The organism is Niveispirillum sp. FG156, assembly GCF_057809555.1.
In genome coordinates this window covers 182,515-199,857 of record NZ_JBMDKE010000002.1, presented here as the reverse complement: position 1 = coordinate 199,857, position 17,343 = coordinate 182,515, and the positions used below count along the sequence as shown (strand labels likewise).

Below are 17,343 nucleotides of genomic sequence, written 5' to 3'. Positions count from 1 at the left end.
GCTCAGCCCTCCGCGTCGGCAATGGCACAGGTCCCCGGCGCACGCGGCACCGCGTCCTCGCCGAACACCTCCTCAAACGCCGCCTGCATGGCCATGTCCACCTCCGGCATGGTGACGATATGGCCCAGGGCCGCCAGCGAGGTGACGCCATGTTCGCGGATGCCGCAGGGCACGATGCCGCCGAAATGCGTCAGGTCTGGCTCTACGTTCAGCGAGACGCCGTGGAAGGACACACCGCGCCGCACGCGCACGCCGATGGCGGCAATCTTATTCTCCACCCCCGGCTGGCCATGGGGCGACATGTCGACCCAGACACCGACGCGACCGCATCGGCGCTCACCCTTCACGGCAAACTGCGCCAGGGTCCGGATCAGCCATTCCTCCAGCCGCCAGACAAAATCATGCAGGTCGCCGCCGCGTGCCTGCACGTCCAGCATGGTATAGCCGATGCGCTGCCCCGGCCCGTGATAGGTATATTGCCCGCCGCGCCCCGCCTGGAACACCGGGAACTGCATGGGGGTCAGCAGGTCCGTTTCCCGTGCCGAGGTACCGGCGGTATAGAGCGGCGGATGTTCCAGCAGCCACACCGTCTCCGGCGCGGTGCCGGCCCGGATTTCGGCCACGCGCGCCTCCATGAAGGCAATCGCGTCGGGATACTCTACGGTCTGGTCGCTGATCCGCCACTCGATCATCATCAACCTGCAAGCTGGGGGTGGTGCCTATTTAGGGCAAAATGCGCCCAACACCAATGGCATGCGACCAAGGGACAGCTGCCCTATGCGCGCATAACCATTGATCCGGCGGACGCGATGCGCCACATTCGGCAACGACATTGCTATCTGGCCAGTGATTATGAATGAAACGAACCGCGTCTATCTCTACGACACCACGCTGCGCGATGGGGCGCAGACCTCCGGCGTTGATTTCACCGTGGCGGACAAGATCGCCATCGCGCAGGAGCTGGACGCGCTGGGTATTGATTATGTCGAGGGCGGGTGGCCCGGCGCCAACCCCACCGACAATGCCTTTTTCGCCGATCCGCCGAAGCTGCCGCGCGCCATCTTCACGGCCTTTGGCATGACCCGTCGGCCAGGGCACAGCGCGTCGAACGACCCCGGCCTCTCGGCCCTTCTGAACAGCACGGCCAAGGCCGTGTGCATCGTGGGCAAGACCTGGGATTTCCATGTCGATGTGGCGCTGGCCATTCCGCGCGACGAAAACCTGACCCTGATCGCCGACAGCATTCGGGAAATCAAGGCGCGCGGGCGTGAGCCTTTGTTCGATGCCGAACATTTCTTCGACGGATACAAGGCCAACCCCGGCTATGCGCTGTCCTGTGTGCAGGCGGCGTATGAGGCCGGCGCCCGCTGGGTGGTCCTGTGCGACACCAATGGCGGCACCCTGCCGCATGAGGTAGAGGCCATTGTGGCAGAGGTTGCCAAGCGCATCCCCGGCAGCCATCTGGGCATCCACACCCATAATGACACGGAAAACGCCGTCTCCAACTCGCTGGCCGCCGTGCGCGCCGGGGTGCGGCTGGTGCAGGGTACGCTGAACGGTCTGGGCGAACGCTGCGGCAATGCCAACCTTCTGTCGCTGATCCCCAGCCTGTCGGTAAAGATGGGCTTTGATGTCGGTATCAGCAAGGAGGGCATGGGAAGGTTGGTCCATATCAGCCGCATGCTGGATGAACGGCTGAACCGCACGCCCAACCGCCACGCCGCCTATGTCGGTGAAAGCGCCTTTGCGCACAAGGGCGGGCTGCATGTCTCGGCGGTGGAGAAAGACCCGGCATCCTATGAGCATGTCGACCCGTCGCTGGTCGGCAACCGCCGCCATGTCCTGGTCTCCGATCAGGCGGGGCGGTCCAACATCCTGGCCCGCCTGCGTGAGGTGGGCGTGAATGTCGATCCCAAGGATGACCGGGTGGGTCAGTTGGTCGATCTGGTCAAGCAGAAGGAATATGAAGGCTTTGCCTTTGACGGTGCGGAAGCCAGCTTTGAGCTGCTGGCCCGGCGCGCCTTGGGTGAGGTGCCGGATTATTTCCGCCTCGCCGCCTTCCGCGTCCTGGACGAACGCCGCTGGAACGCCAAGGGCGAGTTGGTGACCATGTCGGAGGCGACGACGAAGGTGGAGGTCCCCAGCCCCAACGGCCCCGACAATGTGATGACGGTGGCCGAAGGCAACGGCCCGGTGAATGCGCTGGATCAGGCCCTGCGCAAGGCCCTGATCCCCGTCTATCCGGCGCTGGAAGGCATGCGGCTGGTCGATTACAAGGTCCGCATCCTGAACGCGCAGGACGGGTCGAAGGCCGTCACCCGCGTGATGATCGAAACGGCGGACCGGCACGGCCATCGCTGGGCCACCGTCGGCGTGTCGGCCAATGTCATCGACGCCAGCTTCAATGCGCTTTCCGACAGCATCACCTATTGCCTTTACCGGTCCGGTGCCGCTATCGACAGCACCAAGGCGGCCTGATATCCAGGCCGCTTGATGGGCAATCAGGTATCAGTGTGATGTCGAGCGGGACGAACAAGCGCGAACTGGCCAAGATGCAGGCGGACGGGGACGGCCCTGCCGTTATCCTGATCCATCCCCAGATGGGGGAGAATATTGGTGCCTGTGCCCGCGCCATGCTGAATTGCGGCCTGACCGACCTGCGCCTTGTCAGCCCCCGCGACGGCTGGCCCAATGAAAAGGCCGTGTCGGCATCGGCCGGCGCTACCCTCGTGCTGGACCGGGTGCGCGTGTTCGACAGCACCGAAGCCGCCATTGCGGACCTGCACAAGGTCTTTTCCACTGCCGCCCGCGTGCGCGATCTGGTGAAACCGGTCGTCACCCCGCGTGAGGCGGCGAACGAGATGCGGGGCCATTGGTCGGCGGGGCGCAAGGTCGGGCTGATGTTCGGGCCGGAACGCACCGGCCTGGTCAATGACGACATCACCCTGTCCGACACGCTGATCTCGGTGCCGCTGAACCCCGGCTTCTCGTCCCTGAACCTGGGGCAGGCCGTCCTGCTGATCGCCTATGAATGGTGGATGACGGGCGTGGAGGCGGAGGATCGTTACCTCCATACCGGACAGTCCGAACCCGCCACCAAGGCCGAATTGCAGAACCTGTTCGACCATCTGGAAGGGGAACTGGAACAGTCCGGTTTCTACACCCACCCGGACAAGCGCCCCTCCATGATCCGCAATGTCCGCAATACGTTGCAACGCTGCGGCATGACCGAACAGGAGGTCCGCACCTTCCACGGCGTCATCGCGGCACTGACGGGCCGCAAGAAGCAGCGGAAGGTGGAAGAGTAAGGGGGCAGAGGTCGCTCCCTCACCCTCCCAAGCCGTCCGGCTTGGGCCCCTCCCTCTCCCGCAAGCGGGCGAGGGGAAAATATATCGCAAACCATCGAGATTTCGCCCCTCGCCCACGAAGGTGGGAGAGGGAGGGGCCCATTGACGCCAGTCAATGGGAGGGTGAGGGCAAGCCCCCTCCCCTTACGCCACCGCCTCGGCCTTCACACCCCATGACCGGAAAACCTGTCCCCGGCTGTCCTGGCGCCGCCCGACATGGCGGGCCTCATTCTCCCGGCGGCGGGCGGCCTTTTCCACGGCGGCCACGCTGTTGAAATGGCGGCCATCAAGGCTGGTGAACAGCGGATGGGCGGAGAAAAAGCGGAAACCCTGGCCATCGGCCACGGCAAGACCCGCCTGATGCCGGCTGGTTTCAATGCTGAATGCCTGGTTCGTCATGATAAATCATCTCCATCGCGGCAAAACAACGTCGCCGCGCTGTACAAAACGGATCTGCGGTGGTTGAGGCGGAAAAACCCGCGTCAACAGGCGCGCATCGGCCCGTTGCCAGCAGAGATATGGTGATTGTTCTGTGCGATCTGGATAACCATTTCGCCCTCCTTCCCAATGGTTTGAACCAAACCACGAAGGACCTTCGTGGCGCTTTAGCGTTTGGTGACGCGGCGCAAGCTGCTGTTCGTCAAATTCCCGCGAACCCTGTGGGGGGTCAGGCCGGACCATCTGGTCTGACATCAGATTTGGTGATCCGTTCGCCACTGTCAAGTGACAATTTGCGTGAATTTCAAGATGGACAATTCCGCATATCACACATGTTTTACGTTATTTATGACAATTCACATTTTTGATTGACGAGAACCCGCCAATGTAAAACCCTGGGCTGGACGGCAGACATGCCGAACCCAATGCCCCTAAGGAGGCCACCGCCCATGTCGCTCTCGCGTTTCGCCACCCGCCTTGCTGCTGCCACCGTCCTGACGGGTCTGGCCTTCGTTGGTTCCGCGCAGGCCGCCGATCCGGTGGTTGTGCGCGCCGGCTACATCCCCGTGCTGGGTGCCGCGCAGGCCTTTGTGATCGACAATCAGGGCTGGGACCTTCAGAACGGCTTTGACCTGCAGCTGAAGCAGTTCGATAGCGGCCCCAACGCCATTCAGGCCGTGGCGTCCGGCACGCTGGATGCCTATATCGCCGGCGTCGCGCCGGTGGTGGTGGCGCGCGGCAAGGGTGTCGGCATCCGCGTCGTCGCCTCCACCGCGATTGAGGAACTTGTGGTTGCAGCCGGCCCCGATCTGGCCAAGACGGGCGGTTCGCCGGCCCAGGCTATAGAGGCCCTGTCCAAGAAGCTGGGCCGGCCGCTGAAGCTGGCGACGCAGCCCGCCGGTTCGGTCCCCAACACCTTCCTGCAATATTGGCTGTGGGAAGTGGCCAAGGTCGACAAGCAGTATGTGGAACTGGTGCCGCAGGGTATCGACGCCACGCAGCAGGCGCTGCTGGTCGGTGCCGTTGACGGCGCCATCATCCGCGAACCGGCCCTGACCATCATCACGGGCCGCAACCCGGATGTGAAGGTGCTGGCCTATGGTCAGGACATCCTGAAGAATCAGCCGGGCAACGTCATCGCCCTGACCGATGATTTCACGTCCAAGCACCCGGACATCGCACAGAAGCTGGTCGAACTGACCGCCAAGGCCACCGAAGTGCTGAAAAAGGACAAGAAGGTGGCCGTGGCCGCCATTGAAAGCGCCATCGGCAAGGGGCTGGTCCCCGCCGCCATCATTGAACAGGCCCTGTCCTCGCCCGCCGTGAAGTTCAACACCGACCCCGCCTCCATCCTGAAGGAAACGGCCCTGGTGCAGGATTATCAGGTGAAGCTGGGCACCGTGAAGGAAGCCACCCCGGTGGAACAGATTTTCGACCTGTCCTACTATCAGAAGCTCAAGAAGTAACATTACGGTCCGTCGGGGCCAACACCATCCGGGCGGCACGGTTGCGTAAAACAGCCTTGCCGCCCGCTATCCATTTGTGTGGAATTCTCCGGCGGCCTTACCGCCGCAACCGTTTAAATCACCGGTCAAACCAGATGGCCCGCCCCCGCGCCCTTCGCCTGTCCCTGTCGCTGCTTGGCGTCGTCCTGTTCTTAGCCATATGGGAGGCCCTGCCCCGCCTGGGGCTGGTGAAATCCATGCTGCTGCCAGCCCCCAGCGGCATCCCCGCCAGTTTCTGGCAGGAGGTGTCGTCCGGCGCATGGGGAGAGGCAGTGCTGCAAAGCCTGCGGCACTATGTTTCCGGTCTGGTGCTGGGCTCGGCCCTGGGCGTGGCGCTGGGCGTGGCGACGGGCATGTCGCGCACGCTGGAGGATATGACCAACTGGATCGTCCGCCTGCTGCGCCCCATCCCAGGTCTGGCCTGGGTGCCCTTTGCCATCATCTGGTTTGGCGTGTCACCGACGGCGGCGAATTTCATCATCATCGTCGGCGTGTTCTGGATCAATTACTTCTCGGCCCTCAGCGCGGTGCAGGCCGTGGACCGCGATCTGATCGAACTGGCCAATGCCTTCGGCCACCGCTCTCCCCTGGCACGGCTGTTCAAGGTGATCCTGCCCGCCTCGGTACAGCCGATCATGGCGGGGCTGCGCACCGGCCTGGGTCAGGCCTGGATGGCGGTGGTGGCCGCCGAACTGTTCGGCGTGGCCGGCCTGGGTCAGCGCATGATGCAGGCATCGTCGCTGCTGGCCACCGATATCGTCGTCGTCTACATGATCACCATGGCCCTGCTTTATGGCGTGGTGGATGCGGGCTTCGTGGCCCTTCGTGACCGTTTGCTGGCGTGGAAAGCATGATTTCGATCAAGGACCTGACGCTCTCCTTCGACAGCGACCGTGGCCGCACCATCGTCCTGAAGGATTTCCATCTCGACATTGCCGATGGGGAATTCATCGCGGTGGTGGGTGCCTCGGGTGTCGGTAAATCCACCTTGCTGCGCGTCATCGCTGGTCTGGTAAAGCCGACATCGGGCACCGTGACCCGCGACAATCCCGAAACGCCGGGCCGCCGCCCCTATGCGCTTGTCTTTCAGGATGCGCGCCTGCTGCCCTGGCGGCGGGTGGTGAAGAATGTGGAATTTGGGCTGGAGGGGCTGGGCCTGGACAAGCAAACCCGCCGCCGCCGCGCGCAGGGCGCGCTGGAACTGGTGGGTTTGGCCGACAAGGCCGACCGCTGGCCGCATCAGCTATCGGGTGGGCAGCGGCAACGCGTGGCCATCGCCCGCGCCCTGGCCGTCGATCCTGACCTGCTGATGATGGATGAACCGTTCGGCGCGCTGGACGCCATCACCCGGCAGGGCCTGCAGGATGAGTTGGTGGACCTGTGGCAGCGCACGGGCAAGACCATCCTGTTCGTGACCCATGATATTGACGAAGCCGTCTATCTGGCCGACCGCGTCATCCTGTTGGCCGGCAGCCCAGCGGGCGTGCGCTCCACCGACCGTATTGCCGCCACCCGCCCACGTCAGCGCGATGATGCCACCGCCCGCCACACCGCGAACGCCATTCGCGACCGGCTGTCCGGTACCGTGGTGGATGGCGAGGGCATCTAAAAATTACGCGACAGCAAGTTACTTAACATCCGTGAAAGGGATGATGCCGGCCAACCGGTGTCGCCCCTCATCCCTTTCCGGAGGTTCCCATGGCGTTCCGACCCGCCCCTGTCGGCACTGCTTCTGCCAACCGCCCCGCACCGTCCGGCGATAACAGCCAGACCACAGCCCAGCATATCGCGCTGGGCCATGTCGGCCTGCATCAGCCCCTGGCAGAGGGCGTCGTGCATCTCAATTTTCTGGACCTGCTGACCGATCAATCCGCCGGCGATCCGGCACCGGCGGAACGCCCCGGCATCGACAGCAGCGAAACCGTGCGCAGCGACAGCGGCAGCACGACGACGGTGAAGTTCGAGGATGGGTCCAGCCTTGTCGTGGTGCGCAGCCACGATGATGACAGCGTAACGACCACCAGCACACGCACCGCCGCCGATGGCACCATCACCACCGCCGCCCGCACTGTCACCCATGTCGATGACAACACGGTGCAAACCGTACTGACCGACGACCATGGTACCACGACCACCACCGTGAGCCTGGAAGACGGCACCCGCACCACCGACCGGGTGGAGGCCGATGGCGACCATGTGACCTTGGTTCAGACCCATGGGCTGGACGGGCTGACGGGCAGCTACACGCTGATCCAGGCCGATGGCGACACCGGCACCCTGGACTATTCACTGTCCCGCGACGGCGACACCCAGACCTTCAGCGTCGAAGGCACCACCGCCGATGGCGTGGCCGTGGACAGCACCGTCGTGGTCGATCTGGACACCAAAGTAGTGACCGTGACCGACCATCAGGGCGACATCGCCACCTACAGCCTGCAGACCTTCCACGATCAAATCCTGGATGTCGGCATGATCGGCCTGATCGCCGATGTCGATACGGGCTATTTCGGATAAGCCTATCGATCCGCGGATTACGCTACGCTAATCCGCGCTACAGACCTCATCGCCGATGCCCATCGATGTGCTAGGCATGTGGCATTCGTAGCGCGGATTAGGCGCAGCCGTAATCCGCGGCACAACACGGCCAGACGACCGAAATGACCTCCTGTCAGAACAGCGTGCCGTAAATCTCCGGCTTGAAACCGACTGTCAGGTGGCCGGCCCGGTCCAGGACCGGCCGCTTGATCATGGATGGCTGTTCCAGCATCAGGGCGATGGCGCGGTCACGGTCGATATCGGCCTTGGCCGCGTCGGGCAGCTTCTTGAAGGTGGTACCGGCCCGGTTCAGCAGAACCTCCCAGCCCAGCTTGTCGACCCAGCCGGTCAGGGTGTCACGGTCGATACCGGCTTTCTTATAGTCATGGAACTGATAAGCGACGCCTTTATCGTCCAGCCAGGTCCAGGCCTTCTTCATCGTGTCGCAGTTCTTGATACCGTACAGGGTGACGCCGCCCGACATGGGTCCGCTCCGTTTCATCGATGATGGCGCGGGTGTAGCAGATCAGGCGGCCGAACGCATCGCCATCTCCTCATACCGCGCATAAAGGATCGCCTCTTCCTTGTGCCAGCGCGACTGAAGCAACGCCGACATCCGGCCGAAATCCACCGCGAATTCGATACCCGAGCCGCCATCCCTGTACTTGTCGAAGAAAGCCAGGATCTGGCCGCCCAGCGCCACCATCTCCTGGCTGAACTGGTCCGCCGTGGCGGCACGCAAAGGGTCCTGCCGGGCCAGACGGCGGTAATCGGGGTAGAATTCCTCGTCCTCCCGCCGGATATGGTCCACAAACAGCGCCCTTGCCGCCAGCAGCGTCTGCCGACCGCCTGCTGTGCCAATGCCTTGCCGCCGCACCTCCTCCAGCACGGCCTTCAGTTCGGCATGGTCATGTTTCAGTTGGGGGACAATCCGGCGCATGATGGAACTCCATAAAGATGTATTTCATATACATGTTAATTGTGACGACAGACCTTATCCATGTGGCGGGGTGTCGCGGCGGCACTTGAATGATGCGGTCTGCGCAGGCATCATTGTCCACCGGTTACCATAAGAAGAACCTTGGGGGATGGACATGGCGGTGTCACGGCGCGACTGGCTGCGCGGATCGGCGGTGCTGGCGGGGATGATGGCGTCACCGGCGCTCGCCGTGACAGCCCCCGGCGTAGAGACCGTTGAAATCTGGCCCGGCGGTGTGGGGCCGGGGTCAAAGGGCGCGCCATTGCAGCAACGGATGGTGGAGCGCAGCCAGGACCCGTCCAAACCCGACCGCTATATGGAGGGGATCACCCGCCCCTACCTGACCATCCACCGCCCCGCAAAACCCGACGGGCGCGCCCTGCTGATCACGCCGGGCGGCGGCTATCAGCGGGTGGTGGTGGACAAGGAGGGCGGGGAGTTGGCCCCCATTCTGACCGCTGCCGGTATCACCATTTTCATCCTGACCTATCGACTGCCGGGAGAGGCGCCACAGCATGGGCCGATGGTGGCATTGCAGGACGCACAGCGCGCCATCCGCCTGATCCGCCATCGCGCCAGGACATGGGCGATCAACCCGGAAACGGTTGGGGCCATGGGCTTTTCCGCCGGCGGGCATGTGGCGGCCAGCCTGGGCACGCGCTTTGACGAGGCGGTCTATGACCCGGTCGATGCGGCGGACAAACTGTCGGCCCGGCCCGCCAGACTGGCCCTGATCTATCCGGTCATCGATATGGGGGGCAGCGCCCATACCGGATCGCGCGACCGGCTGCTGGGCCCCAACCCGTCAGCGGCGGAGGTGGAACGCCTCTCCTGTGACCGCGCCGTCACGGGCCGCACGCCGCCCACCTTCCAACTGCACGCCGCCGATGACAATGCCGTGCCGGTGGAGAACAGCCTGCTGTTCAATACCGCCTGCCGCAAGGCGGGGGTGGAGGCAGAGATGCATCTCTATCCGCGCGGCGGCCACGGCTTCGGCCACGGCCCCCGCATCGCCGCCGACAATCCGCTGCGCCGTTGGCCGGAACTGCTCCTGGAATGGTATGGGCGGGGGTAAATGCCTCAATTCGTCATCCCGGCGAACGCCGGGACCCAGGGGGATAGACTGAACCTATCCGCAGGGGCGGTCACCGCTGTGTCAAGCTCGGGCCTCTGGCCCCTGGGTCCCGGCGTTCGCCGGGATGACGACAGGGGGTACTTCCAGTCAGTATAAAACAGTCCCTCAGCCCGCCTGATCCGCCGGCACCACGAAACTGTCCATCACCTTCTTGATACCCGCGACATCGAAGCTGATTTCCAGCTTGTCATTCTCCACACCCTTGACCGTGCCATAGCCGAATTTGGTGTGGAATACGCGGTCGCCAGGGTTGAAGGCGCGGTCGGGTCGCTTGCGCGGGGTCACGTCAATGGCCGTCCCCTCGATCAAACGGCCCCCAGCGCGCGCCGGGGCCTGGGCCGCCTTCTGGCCCATGCGGTTGAACCGGTCGCCAAAGCCACCCCCGCCCCAGCCGCCCCCGAAACCGCCACCATAGGCACTTTCCCGCATGCCGCCGCCGAAACCAGCGCCACCAATGCCGGGATTATTCTCCGTCTCGATATGCTCGCCCGGCAGTTCCTCGACAAAGCGTGACGGGATGGCCGTGGCCCAGGTGCCATGGATGCGGCGGTTGGCGGCGTGGCTGATATAGACGCGTTTGCGCCCGCGCGTGATGCCGACATAGGCCAGCCTCCGCTCCTCCTCCAGCCCGGCAATGCCGTTCTCATCCAGGGTGCGCTGGCTGGGGAACACCCCCTCCTCCCACCCCGGCAGGAACACCACGTCGAACTCCAGCCCCTTGGCCCCGTGCAGGGTCATCAGCGACACCTGCTCGTCGCCCGACCCTTGCGCGTTTTCCATGACCAGGGAGACATGTTCCAGGAACCCGGTCAGGTTCTCGAACTCTCCCATGGCGTTGATCAATTCCTTCAGGTTGTCCAGGCGGCCAGGGGCTTCCGGGCTCTTATCCTCCTGCCACATACGGGTATAGCCGCTTTCATCCAGGATGGTCTGGGCCAGTTCCGTATGCGGCACGCGGTCGATCAGGGCGCGCCAGCGGAAGAAATCCTGCGACAGGGCCGAAATGGCGCTGCGCATCTTGGGCTTCAGCTCATCCGTCTGCGACAGTTTCCAGGCGGCTTCCGTCAGCGGCACACCCAGCGTGCGGGCCGCGACATAAAGGCTCTGGATGGTCGTCGCCCCGATGCCGCGCTTGGGCGTGTTGATGATACGCTCAAACGCCAGATCATCCTCCGGGCTGATCAGCACGCGCAGATAGGCCAGCGCATCGCGGATTTCCTGGCGTTCATAGAAACGCGGGCCGCCGATAACCCGGTACGGCAGACCCAGCGTGATGAACCGTTCCTCGAACTCACGCGTCTGGAAGCCGGCACGGACCAGCACGGCCATCTGGCCCAGGCTGACGCGTTGACGCTGCAACGCCTCCACCTCATCGCCGACCCAGCGCGCCTCCTCCTCCGCGTCCCACAGTCCCCGGACGCGGACCTTCTCCCCGCCCTCCGTTTCGGTCCAGAGCTGCTTGCCCAACCGGCCCTGATTGCAGGATATGATGCCGTGGGCCGCGCCCAGGATATGGGCGGTGGACCGGTAATTCTGTTCCAGGCGGATCACCTGGGCGCCGGGGAAATCATGCTCGAACCGCAGGATGTTCCCCACCTCCGCCCCGCGCCAGCCATAGATCGACTGGTCATCGTCACCCACGCAGCAGATATTCTTATGCGACTGGGCCAGCAGGCGCAGCCACAGATACTGGGCCACGTTGGTATCCTGATACTCGTCCACCAGGATATATTTGAACCGCCGCTGATACTCGATCAGCACGTCGTTATGCTGCTGGAACAGCGTGATATTGTGCAGCAACAGATCGCCGAAATCGCAGCAGTTCAGGGACAGCAGCCGGTCCTGATACTGCTTATAGATCGACAGGATGCGGCCATTCGCGGCATCGCCGGCATCCTCGGGCTTCAGCTTGTCCGGGGTCAGGGCCCGGTCCTTCCACCGTTCGATGATGGACAGCAGCATACGGGCGGGCCACTTCTTGCTGTCAATGTTCTCCGCCTCCATCAACTGCTTCACCAGACGGATCTGATCGTCGGTGTCCAGGATGGTGAAGCTGGGCTTCAGGCCGACCAGTTCGGCGTGGCGGCGCAGGATGCGGGCGGCCAGCGAATGGAACGTGCCCATCCACCAGCCTTCCGACTGGCTGCCCAGCAGATTGTCGACGCGGTCGCGCATTTCGCGCGCGGCCTTGTTGGTGAAGGTCACCGTCAGCACGTTCCACGGGCTGATCCGCCGCGACAGCAGCAGATGCGCCAGCCGCGTGGTCAGCACCCGCGTCTTGCCCGTGCCGGCCCCGGCCAGGACAAGGACAGGCCCATCCAGCGCCTCCACCGCCTGCCGCTGGACCGGGTTCAACCCGTCCAGATAGGGGCGGTGCGCGGGGGCGGGCGGGTGCGCCGGAAACGGCTCATCGATCAGATCGTCAATCATGGTGGGGAGAACATATACAGAATTCTCTGCCCTGACAAAGGGTCCGACCAGCCCTTTTTGCTCAATCCTGTACCCAGCGCGACATGACCGGATAGGGGGGTAGGCCGTTGCCGCCGCCCATCATGGCGAATATCCCGGCGGGGCCGGTCATGCCGACCCGCGCCAGGGCCGCCGGCCCGTAATGGGTGCCGCTTTCGATCCAGGTCCGCATCGGATGCTGGCCCTCATAAACATCCACTTTGTGGGAACCGGGAAAGAAGATGCAGTCCGGCGTCACGCGGATATGCAGGGCGGCGGCATAGGACCAGGCCTGGGCCATGAATTCTGCCTGCTGCTTGGGAACGGCCAGAATCGGATCGGTCGGCATGCCCGGCCCCACCTCCTCTTCGATCAACCGATGCATATCGGCGTCCAGGTCGCTACCCAGTCCGGAACGGAACCGTTTGGGCAGCACCGCCATATGCCCCGCCTCATGCAGAAGATCACCCGGTCCGACCAGCGTCTCTGGATCGACATGGATCACGCCGGCATGGATGTTCACCCCCGGCAGAAAGCCGCCCTGCGCGCCGGGACCGAATTCCACACCGAACCCGATATCGCGCAGGAAGGCGACAATCGGCTCCAACGCCTCCGGGTGATACTTCAACTTCCCCTCCTGGTTTTATCTGCACGCATGATGATCGCGCAAAGAGGGTCGGCAAGGCAAGGGGTGCGGGCGCAGCCAGATGCCGCCATTTGCGATTATAAGTTTATGTATTTTCTCTTAAGCAGTCATTTTTCTGACTGGAATTGTGCTTTTCTTCGTCATCCCGGCGGAAGCCGGGACCCAGGGGCCCCAGGCTCAAACCTATACGCTGCGTCGATCAAAGCTGCGGATAGGTCGGGCGCTCGGCCCCTGGGTCCCGGCTTTCGCCGGGATGACGAAGGGGGAGGCTTCGGTCAGTGTTAACCGATCTCAGTGATCTGGAAAATCCTGCCATAATGAAAACGGCGGCCCAGCATTAGCGGACCGCCGTCAACGGAGGTAAAGAGGGTGGGCCGGTGTTAGCAGCACCGTCCCACCTTCTCCCGACTATAGGACAAATCTTCCCGTTTGACCAGAAAGACCAGACAAGGTCACACCAGTTTCACCAGGGCGTGGCGCTTCTTGCCGGCGGACAGCTTGATGACGCCGTCATTGCCGACATGGGAGGTGAACAGCTTGTAGCCCTCGTCCGACACCGCCCCGTCATTGACCTTCACGCCATTGCCCTTGATCAGACGGCGGGCCTCGCCCTTGCTGGCCGACAGACCGGCCTGCACCATCAGGTCGGCCAGATAGGCACCGTCGACCAGCGCACCCGCCGCGACCTCGATGGTGGGCAGACCTTCGGCGGCCGCCCCTTCCTCAAACGTGCGGCGCGCGGTTTCGGCAGCCTGTTCGGCGGCCTCACGACCGCGCACCAGGGCGGTAACTTCCGTGGCCAGGATCTTCTTGGCCTCGTTGATCTCCGCGCCTGCCAACGCCTCCAGCCGGGTAATCTCCGACAGCGGCAGATCGGTGAACAGCTTCAGGAAGCGGCCCACATCGGCATCTTCGGTGTTGCGCCAGAACTGCCAGAAATCCAGGTGGGACAGGCGATCCTCGTTCAGCCACACCGCACCCGCCGCCGTCTTGCCCATTTTGGCACCCGACGCGGTGGTCAGCAGCGGCGACGTCAGGCCGAACAGCTGTGTATTGGCGATGCGGCGGCCAAGCTCGACACCATTGACGATGTTGCCCCACTGGTCCGACCCGCCGCACTGCAAGGTGCAGCCGAAGCGGCGCTGCAGCTCCACGAAATCATAGGCCTGCAGGATCATGTAGTTGAATTCAAGGAAGGTCAGCGGCTGTTCACGGTCCAGGCGCAGCTTGACGCTGTCAAAGGTCAGCATGCGGTTGATGGTGAAATGCCGGCCCACATCGCGCAGGAACGGGATGTAGCGCAGCTCATCCAGCCAGTCGGCATTATTGGCCAGCAGAGCATCGGTCGGCCCGTCGCCGAATTTGATCAGCCGGTTGAACGGCGTCAGGATACCCTGGATATTCTGGTCGATGACCTCATTGGTCAGCAGCGGGCGCGCCTCATCCTTGAAGGTCGGGTCGCCGATCTTGGTGGTGCCGCCACCCATCAGGGCGATGGGGCGATGGCCCGCCTGCTGCAACCGCCGCAGGATCATGATCTGGATCAGCGAGCCGACATGCAGGCTGGTCGCGGTCGCGTCAAACCCGATATAGCCGGTGACGATCCCGTCCGACAGTTGCTTGTCCAGCGCCTCAAGATCGGTGGCCTGATGATAATAACCACGCTCCACCATCACGCGCAGGAATTCGGACTTGATGTTCGCGGGAACGGTGGTGGTGCTCATCTTTCATAGACCTTGATGTTCGAGAATGGCCCCAATGGCCAGGGGCGTGGTAGCACATCTAGAAATCCAGAGCATGGTGCGTGATGGCATTGCAGCGTTTCCTGACAGTCGGCTTGATGAGCGGCACCTCCATGGACGGCATCGACGCCGCGCTTGTGCGCACCGACGGCCATGGCTGGGTAGAGCCGTTGGGCTTCATCTTCACCCCCTACCGCCGTGCCTTCCGCGACCGGCTGCGCGCCGTCCTGGGTGGCGTCGGCGACGTAGCGGGGGTGGAGGCGGAACTGACCGACCTGCATGCCGAGGCGGTGGCAAGCCTGCTGCGCGTGCAGGAGGTGGAGCCGGCCACCGTGGACCTGATCGGCTTTCACGGCCACACCATCCTGCACGCGCCCGACCGCCGCCACACCTGGCAGATCGGCGACGGCGCCCGGCTGGCGGCGGCCACGGGCATCGATGTGGTCCATGATTTCCGTAGCGCCGATGTGAAGGCCGGCGGCCAGGGTGCGCCGCTGGTCCCGCTCTATCATCAGGCGCTGGCCAGTGACATGGACCGCCCCCTGGCCATCCTGAATATCGGTGGCGTCGCCAACATCACCTGGCTGGGTGACGGGCCGCTGGATGTGGTGGCCTTTGATACCGGGCCGGGCAATGCCCTGATCGACGATCTGGTCCTGTCGCGTACTGGCGAACCCTACGATGATGGCGGGCGCATTGCGGGCGCGGGCCATGTCGATGATGACATGCTGGCCCGGCTGCTGAACCACCCCTATTTCGCGGCCCCGCCGCCCAAATCGCTGGACCGCGACGCCTGGGCCAAGGCGGCCATGTCCAACCTGTCGACGGAGGATGCGGCGGCCACCCTGACGGCGTTTACCGCCGAAACCATCATCCGCGCCCTGGACCATGTGCCGGCAAAGCCCAAACGCTGGCTGATCTGCGGCGGCGGGCGGCGCAATGAGACCTTGATGTGGATGCTGGCCGACCGGCTGGACGGGGTGCCCGTGGCGCCGGTGGATGGCCAGGGCTGGAACGGCGATGCGTTGGAGGCCGAAGCATTCGCCTATCTGGCTGTGCGCTCCCGCCTGGGTCTGCCCCTGTCGCTGCCGGGCACGACGGGTGTGCCGGAGCCGATGACGGGCGGGCGATTCAACCCACACGGGTGAAGGCCACATTGCATCTTCCTTCGTCATCCCGGCGAAAGCCGGGACCCAGGGGCCCCAGGATCAAACCTCTCAGCGACCTTTATCAAAGCTGCCGAAAGGTTGGGCATGTGACCCTGGGTCCCGGCTTTCGCCGGGATGACGGAAAAGAGGCTCGACCTTACCTATGCCCTGACCCGCCGTTCCGGCGATGCCGGCAGCAGGGCCGTGACCAGGCCCAGCAGCGGCAGGTAGGCGCAGAACTGATAGACCCAGGTGATGCCGTGGATATCGGCCAGATTGCCCAGGGCCGCCGCCCCGATGCCGCTGATCCCGAACATCAGGCCGAACATCAGGCCGGACACCAGCCCGACGCGGCCGGGCACGATCTCCTGCGCATAGACGACCAGGGCGGCGAAGGCCGACGACATGATCAGGCCGATGGTGATGGCCAGCACCGCCGTCCAGAACAGGTCGGCATGCGGCAGCAGCAGGGCAAACGGCGCCACGCCCAGGAAGGAGACCCAGATCACCGCCTTGCGCCCGATCCGGTCCCCCACCGGCCCGCCGGCAAAGGTGCCCGCCGCGACCGCGGCCAGGAAGCAGAACAGGTAAAGCTGCGACTGCTGCACCGACAGGTCGAACCGTTCGATCAGGTAGAAGGTGAAGTAATTGGTGATGGCGCCGATATAGATGAACTTGGCGAACATCAGCACGCCGATCACCGCCAGCGCCCGGATGACCGTGGCCCGGTCATGGCGGAAGGCAGGCGCCAGCCCCACCGACGCCATCTTCGCCTGCGGATGATGCAGCCGCCAGCGCGTGACGCCGAACAGAACCCAGATGGCCGCGACCGCCGCGATGGCGACCCAGCCCACCGCCATCTGACCAAAGGGCAGGATCACAGCTGACGCCACCAGCGGGCCGATGGCCGATCCCGTATTGCCCCCCACCTGGAACGCCGACTGTGCGGTGCCGAACCGCCCGCCCGACGCCATGCGCGCCACCCGCGACGCCTCCGGATGGAAGGTGGCGGACCCGACGCCAATGATCACCGACGACAGGATCAGCGCCGGATAGCTGCCCGACAAAGCCAGGAAGATAACGCCCAGCAGGGTGACCCCCATGCCCATAGGCAGCAGCCAGGGCTTGGGATGCTTGTCGGTGTACAGCCCGATCCAGGGCTGCAGCAGCGAGGCCGTGAACTGGTAGGTCATGGCCAGCCAGCCGATCTGCCCGAAGCTCAGCGTGTAATGCGCCTTCAGCATGGGATAGATGGCGGGCAGCACCGCCTGGATCAGATCGTTCAGCAGATGGGCGAGAGCCACCGCGCCGACGATACGGACGACAAATTGCGGGGCTGCCGGGGTAACGGCGATCGGTTCCGGGGCCGACGGCGTATCGGCAAGGCTGGCCGTCTGAAGGGTCACGATGATGCTCACTC

17 protein-coding genes are annotated in these 17,343 nt (G+C 64.0%); 9 read left to right on the top strand and 8 right to left on the bottom strand.

Translation table 11 applies throughout. The features are described from left to right. Nucleotides 1-2 precede the first annotated feature (2 nt). Nucleotides 3-695 carry a lipoyl(octanoyl) transferase LipB gene (gene lipB / locus ACODSP_RS02170; protein WP_488963990.1) on the bottom strand — a complete coding sequence of 231 codons (693 nt, stop codon included), beginning with the start codon at nt 693-695 and terminating at the stop codon, nt 3-5. A gap of 157 nt (nt 696-852) precedes the next feature. Between lipB and cimA the strand changes: the two genes are divergently transcribed. After that, nucleotides 853-2,478: a citramalate synthase gene (gene cimA / locus ACODSP_RS02165; protein WP_488963989.1), complete on the top strand. Its 1,626-nt coding sequence runs from the start codon at nt 853-855 to the stop codon at nt 2,476-2,478. A gap of 38 nt (nt 2,479-2,516) precedes the next feature. Further along, entirely contained in the window at nt 2,517-3,308 is a 792-nt protein-coding gene (locus ACODSP_RS02160) for an RNA methyltransferase (RefSeq protein ID WP_488963988.1), read from the top strand. A 183-nt stretch (nt 3,309-3,491) separates the two neighbouring features. On the opposite strand, the gene ACODSP_RS02155 is transcribed toward ACODSP_RS02160, so the two are convergent. Then, complete coding sequence (locus tag ACODSP_RS02155) at nt 3,492-3,746, bottom strand: hypothetical protein (protein WP_488963987.1); 255 nt, start codon at nt 3,744-3,746, stop codon at nt 3,492-3,494. A 59-nt stretch (nt 3,747-3,805) separates the two neighbouring features. Between ACODSP_RS02155 and ACODSP_RS02150 the strand changes: the two genes are divergently transcribed. The 5 genes from ACODSP_RS02150 to ACODSP_RS02130 all read left to right on the top strand — a co-directional run bounded on the left by ACODSP_RS02150 (nt 3,806) and on the right by ACODSP_RS02130 (nt 7,804). After that, nucleotides 3,806-4,153 (top strand): hypothetical protein, encoded by a 348-nt coding sequence (locus ACODSP_RS02150; protein WP_488963986.1) that lies wholly within the window; start codon nt 3,806-3,808, stop codon nt 4,151-4,153. Between the two features lie 81 nt (nt 4,154-4,234). Beyond that, the gene (locus ACODSP_RS02145) at nt 4,235-5,251 is read left to right on the top strand and encodes an ABC transporter substrate-binding protein (RefSeq protein WP_488963985.1); all 1,017 of its coding nucleotides are present in this window, start codon (nt 4,235-4,237) and stop codon (nt 5,249-5,251) included. Nucleotides 5,252-5,385: 134 nt separating this feature from the next. Next, nucleotides 5,386-6,144, top strand: coding sequence for an ABC transporter permease (locus tag ACODSP_RS02140; protein WP_488963984.1), 759 nt, complete (start codon nt 5,386-5,388; stop codon nt 6,142-6,144). Beyond that, nucleotides 6,141-6,899, top strand: a complete 759-nt coding sequence (locus ACODSP_RS02135) for an ABC transporter ATP-binding protein (RefSeq protein ID WP_488963983.1) — start codon at nt 6,141-6,143, stop codon at nt 6,897-6,899. The genes ACODSP_RS02140 and ACODSP_RS02135 overlap by 4 nt, the downstream gene beginning before the upstream one ends. An 89-nt stretch (nt 6,900-6,988) precedes the next feature. Continuing rightward, nucleotides 6,989-7,804 carry a hypothetical protein gene (locus ACODSP_RS02130; RefSeq protein WP_488963982.1) on the top strand — a complete coding sequence of 272 codons (816 nt, stop codon included), beginning with the start codon at nt 6,989-6,991 and terminating at the stop codon, nt 7,802-7,804. A gap of 154 nt (nt 7,805-7,958) precedes the next feature. On the opposite strand, the gene ACODSP_RS02125 is transcribed toward ACODSP_RS02130, so the two are convergent. Continuing rightward, complete coding sequence (locus ACODSP_RS02125; protein ID WP_054167407.1) at nt 7,959-8,309, bottom strand: ArsC family reductase; 351 nt, start codon at nt 8,307-8,309, stop codon at nt 7,959-7,961. A gap of 42 nt (nt 8,310-8,351) precedes the next feature. Further along, nucleotides 8,352-8,765: a hemerythrin domain-containing protein gene (locus ACODSP_RS02120; protein WP_488963981.1), complete on the bottom strand. Its 414-nt coding sequence runs from the start codon at nt 8,763-8,765 to the stop codon at nt 8,352-8,354. Between the two features lie 154 nt (nt 8,766-8,919). On the opposite strand from ACODSP_RS02120, the gene ACODSP_RS02115 reads away from it, so the two are divergent. Further along, on the top strand, nt 8,920-9,879 hold the full coding sequence (locus tag ACODSP_RS02115; RefSeq protein ID WP_488963980.1) for an alpha/beta hydrolase: 960 nt from the start codon (nt 8,920-8,922) through the stop codon (nt 9,877-9,879). Nucleotides 9,880-10,044: 165 nt separating this feature from the next. Here ACODSP_RS02115 and ACODSP_RS02110 read toward each other — a convergent pair whose 3' ends face one another. From ACODSP_RS02110 to tyrS, 3 genes are all read right to left on the bottom strand, one after another. Further along, nucleotides 10,045-12,369 carry an ATP-dependent helicase gene (locus tag ACODSP_RS02110; protein WP_488963979.1) on the bottom strand — a complete coding sequence of 775 codons (2,325 nt, stop codon included), beginning with the start codon at nt 12,367-12,369 and terminating at the stop codon, nt 10,045-10,047. Between the two features lie 61 nt (nt 12,370-12,430). Further along, nucleotides 12,431-13,015 carry a hypothetical protein gene (locus tag ACODSP_RS02105; RefSeq protein WP_488963978.1) on the bottom strand — a complete coding sequence of 195 codons (585 nt, stop codon included), beginning with the start codon at nt 13,013-13,015 and terminating at the stop codon, nt 12,431-12,433. A 470-nt stretch (nt 13,016-13,485) separates the two neighbouring features. After that, the gene (tyrS, locus tag ACODSP_RS02100; RefSeq protein ID WP_488963977.1) at nt 13,486-14,757 is read right to left on the bottom strand and encodes a tyrosine--tRNA ligase; all 1,272 of its coding nucleotides are present in this window, start codon (nt 14,755-14,757) and stop codon (nt 13,486-13,488) included. Between the two features lie 83 nt (nt 14,758-14,840). Between tyrS and ACODSP_RS02095 the strand changes: the two genes are divergently transcribed. Then, the gene (locus ACODSP_RS02095; protein WP_488963976.1) at nt 14,841-15,923 is read left to right on the top strand and encodes an anhydro-N-acetylmuramic acid kinase; all 1,083 of its coding nucleotides are present in this window, start codon (nt 14,841-14,843) and stop codon (nt 15,921-15,923) included. Between the two features lie 161 nt (nt 15,924-16,084). On the opposite strand, the gene ACODSP_RS02090 is transcribed toward ACODSP_RS02095, so the two are convergent. Next, nucleotides 16,085-17,329 carry an MFS transporter gene (locus tag ACODSP_RS02090; protein ID WP_488963975.1) on the bottom strand — a complete coding sequence of 415 codons (1,245 nt, stop codon included), beginning with the start codon at nt 17,327-17,329 and terminating at the stop codon, nt 16,085-16,087. Between the last annotated feature and the right edge of the window lie 14 nt (nt 17,330-17,343).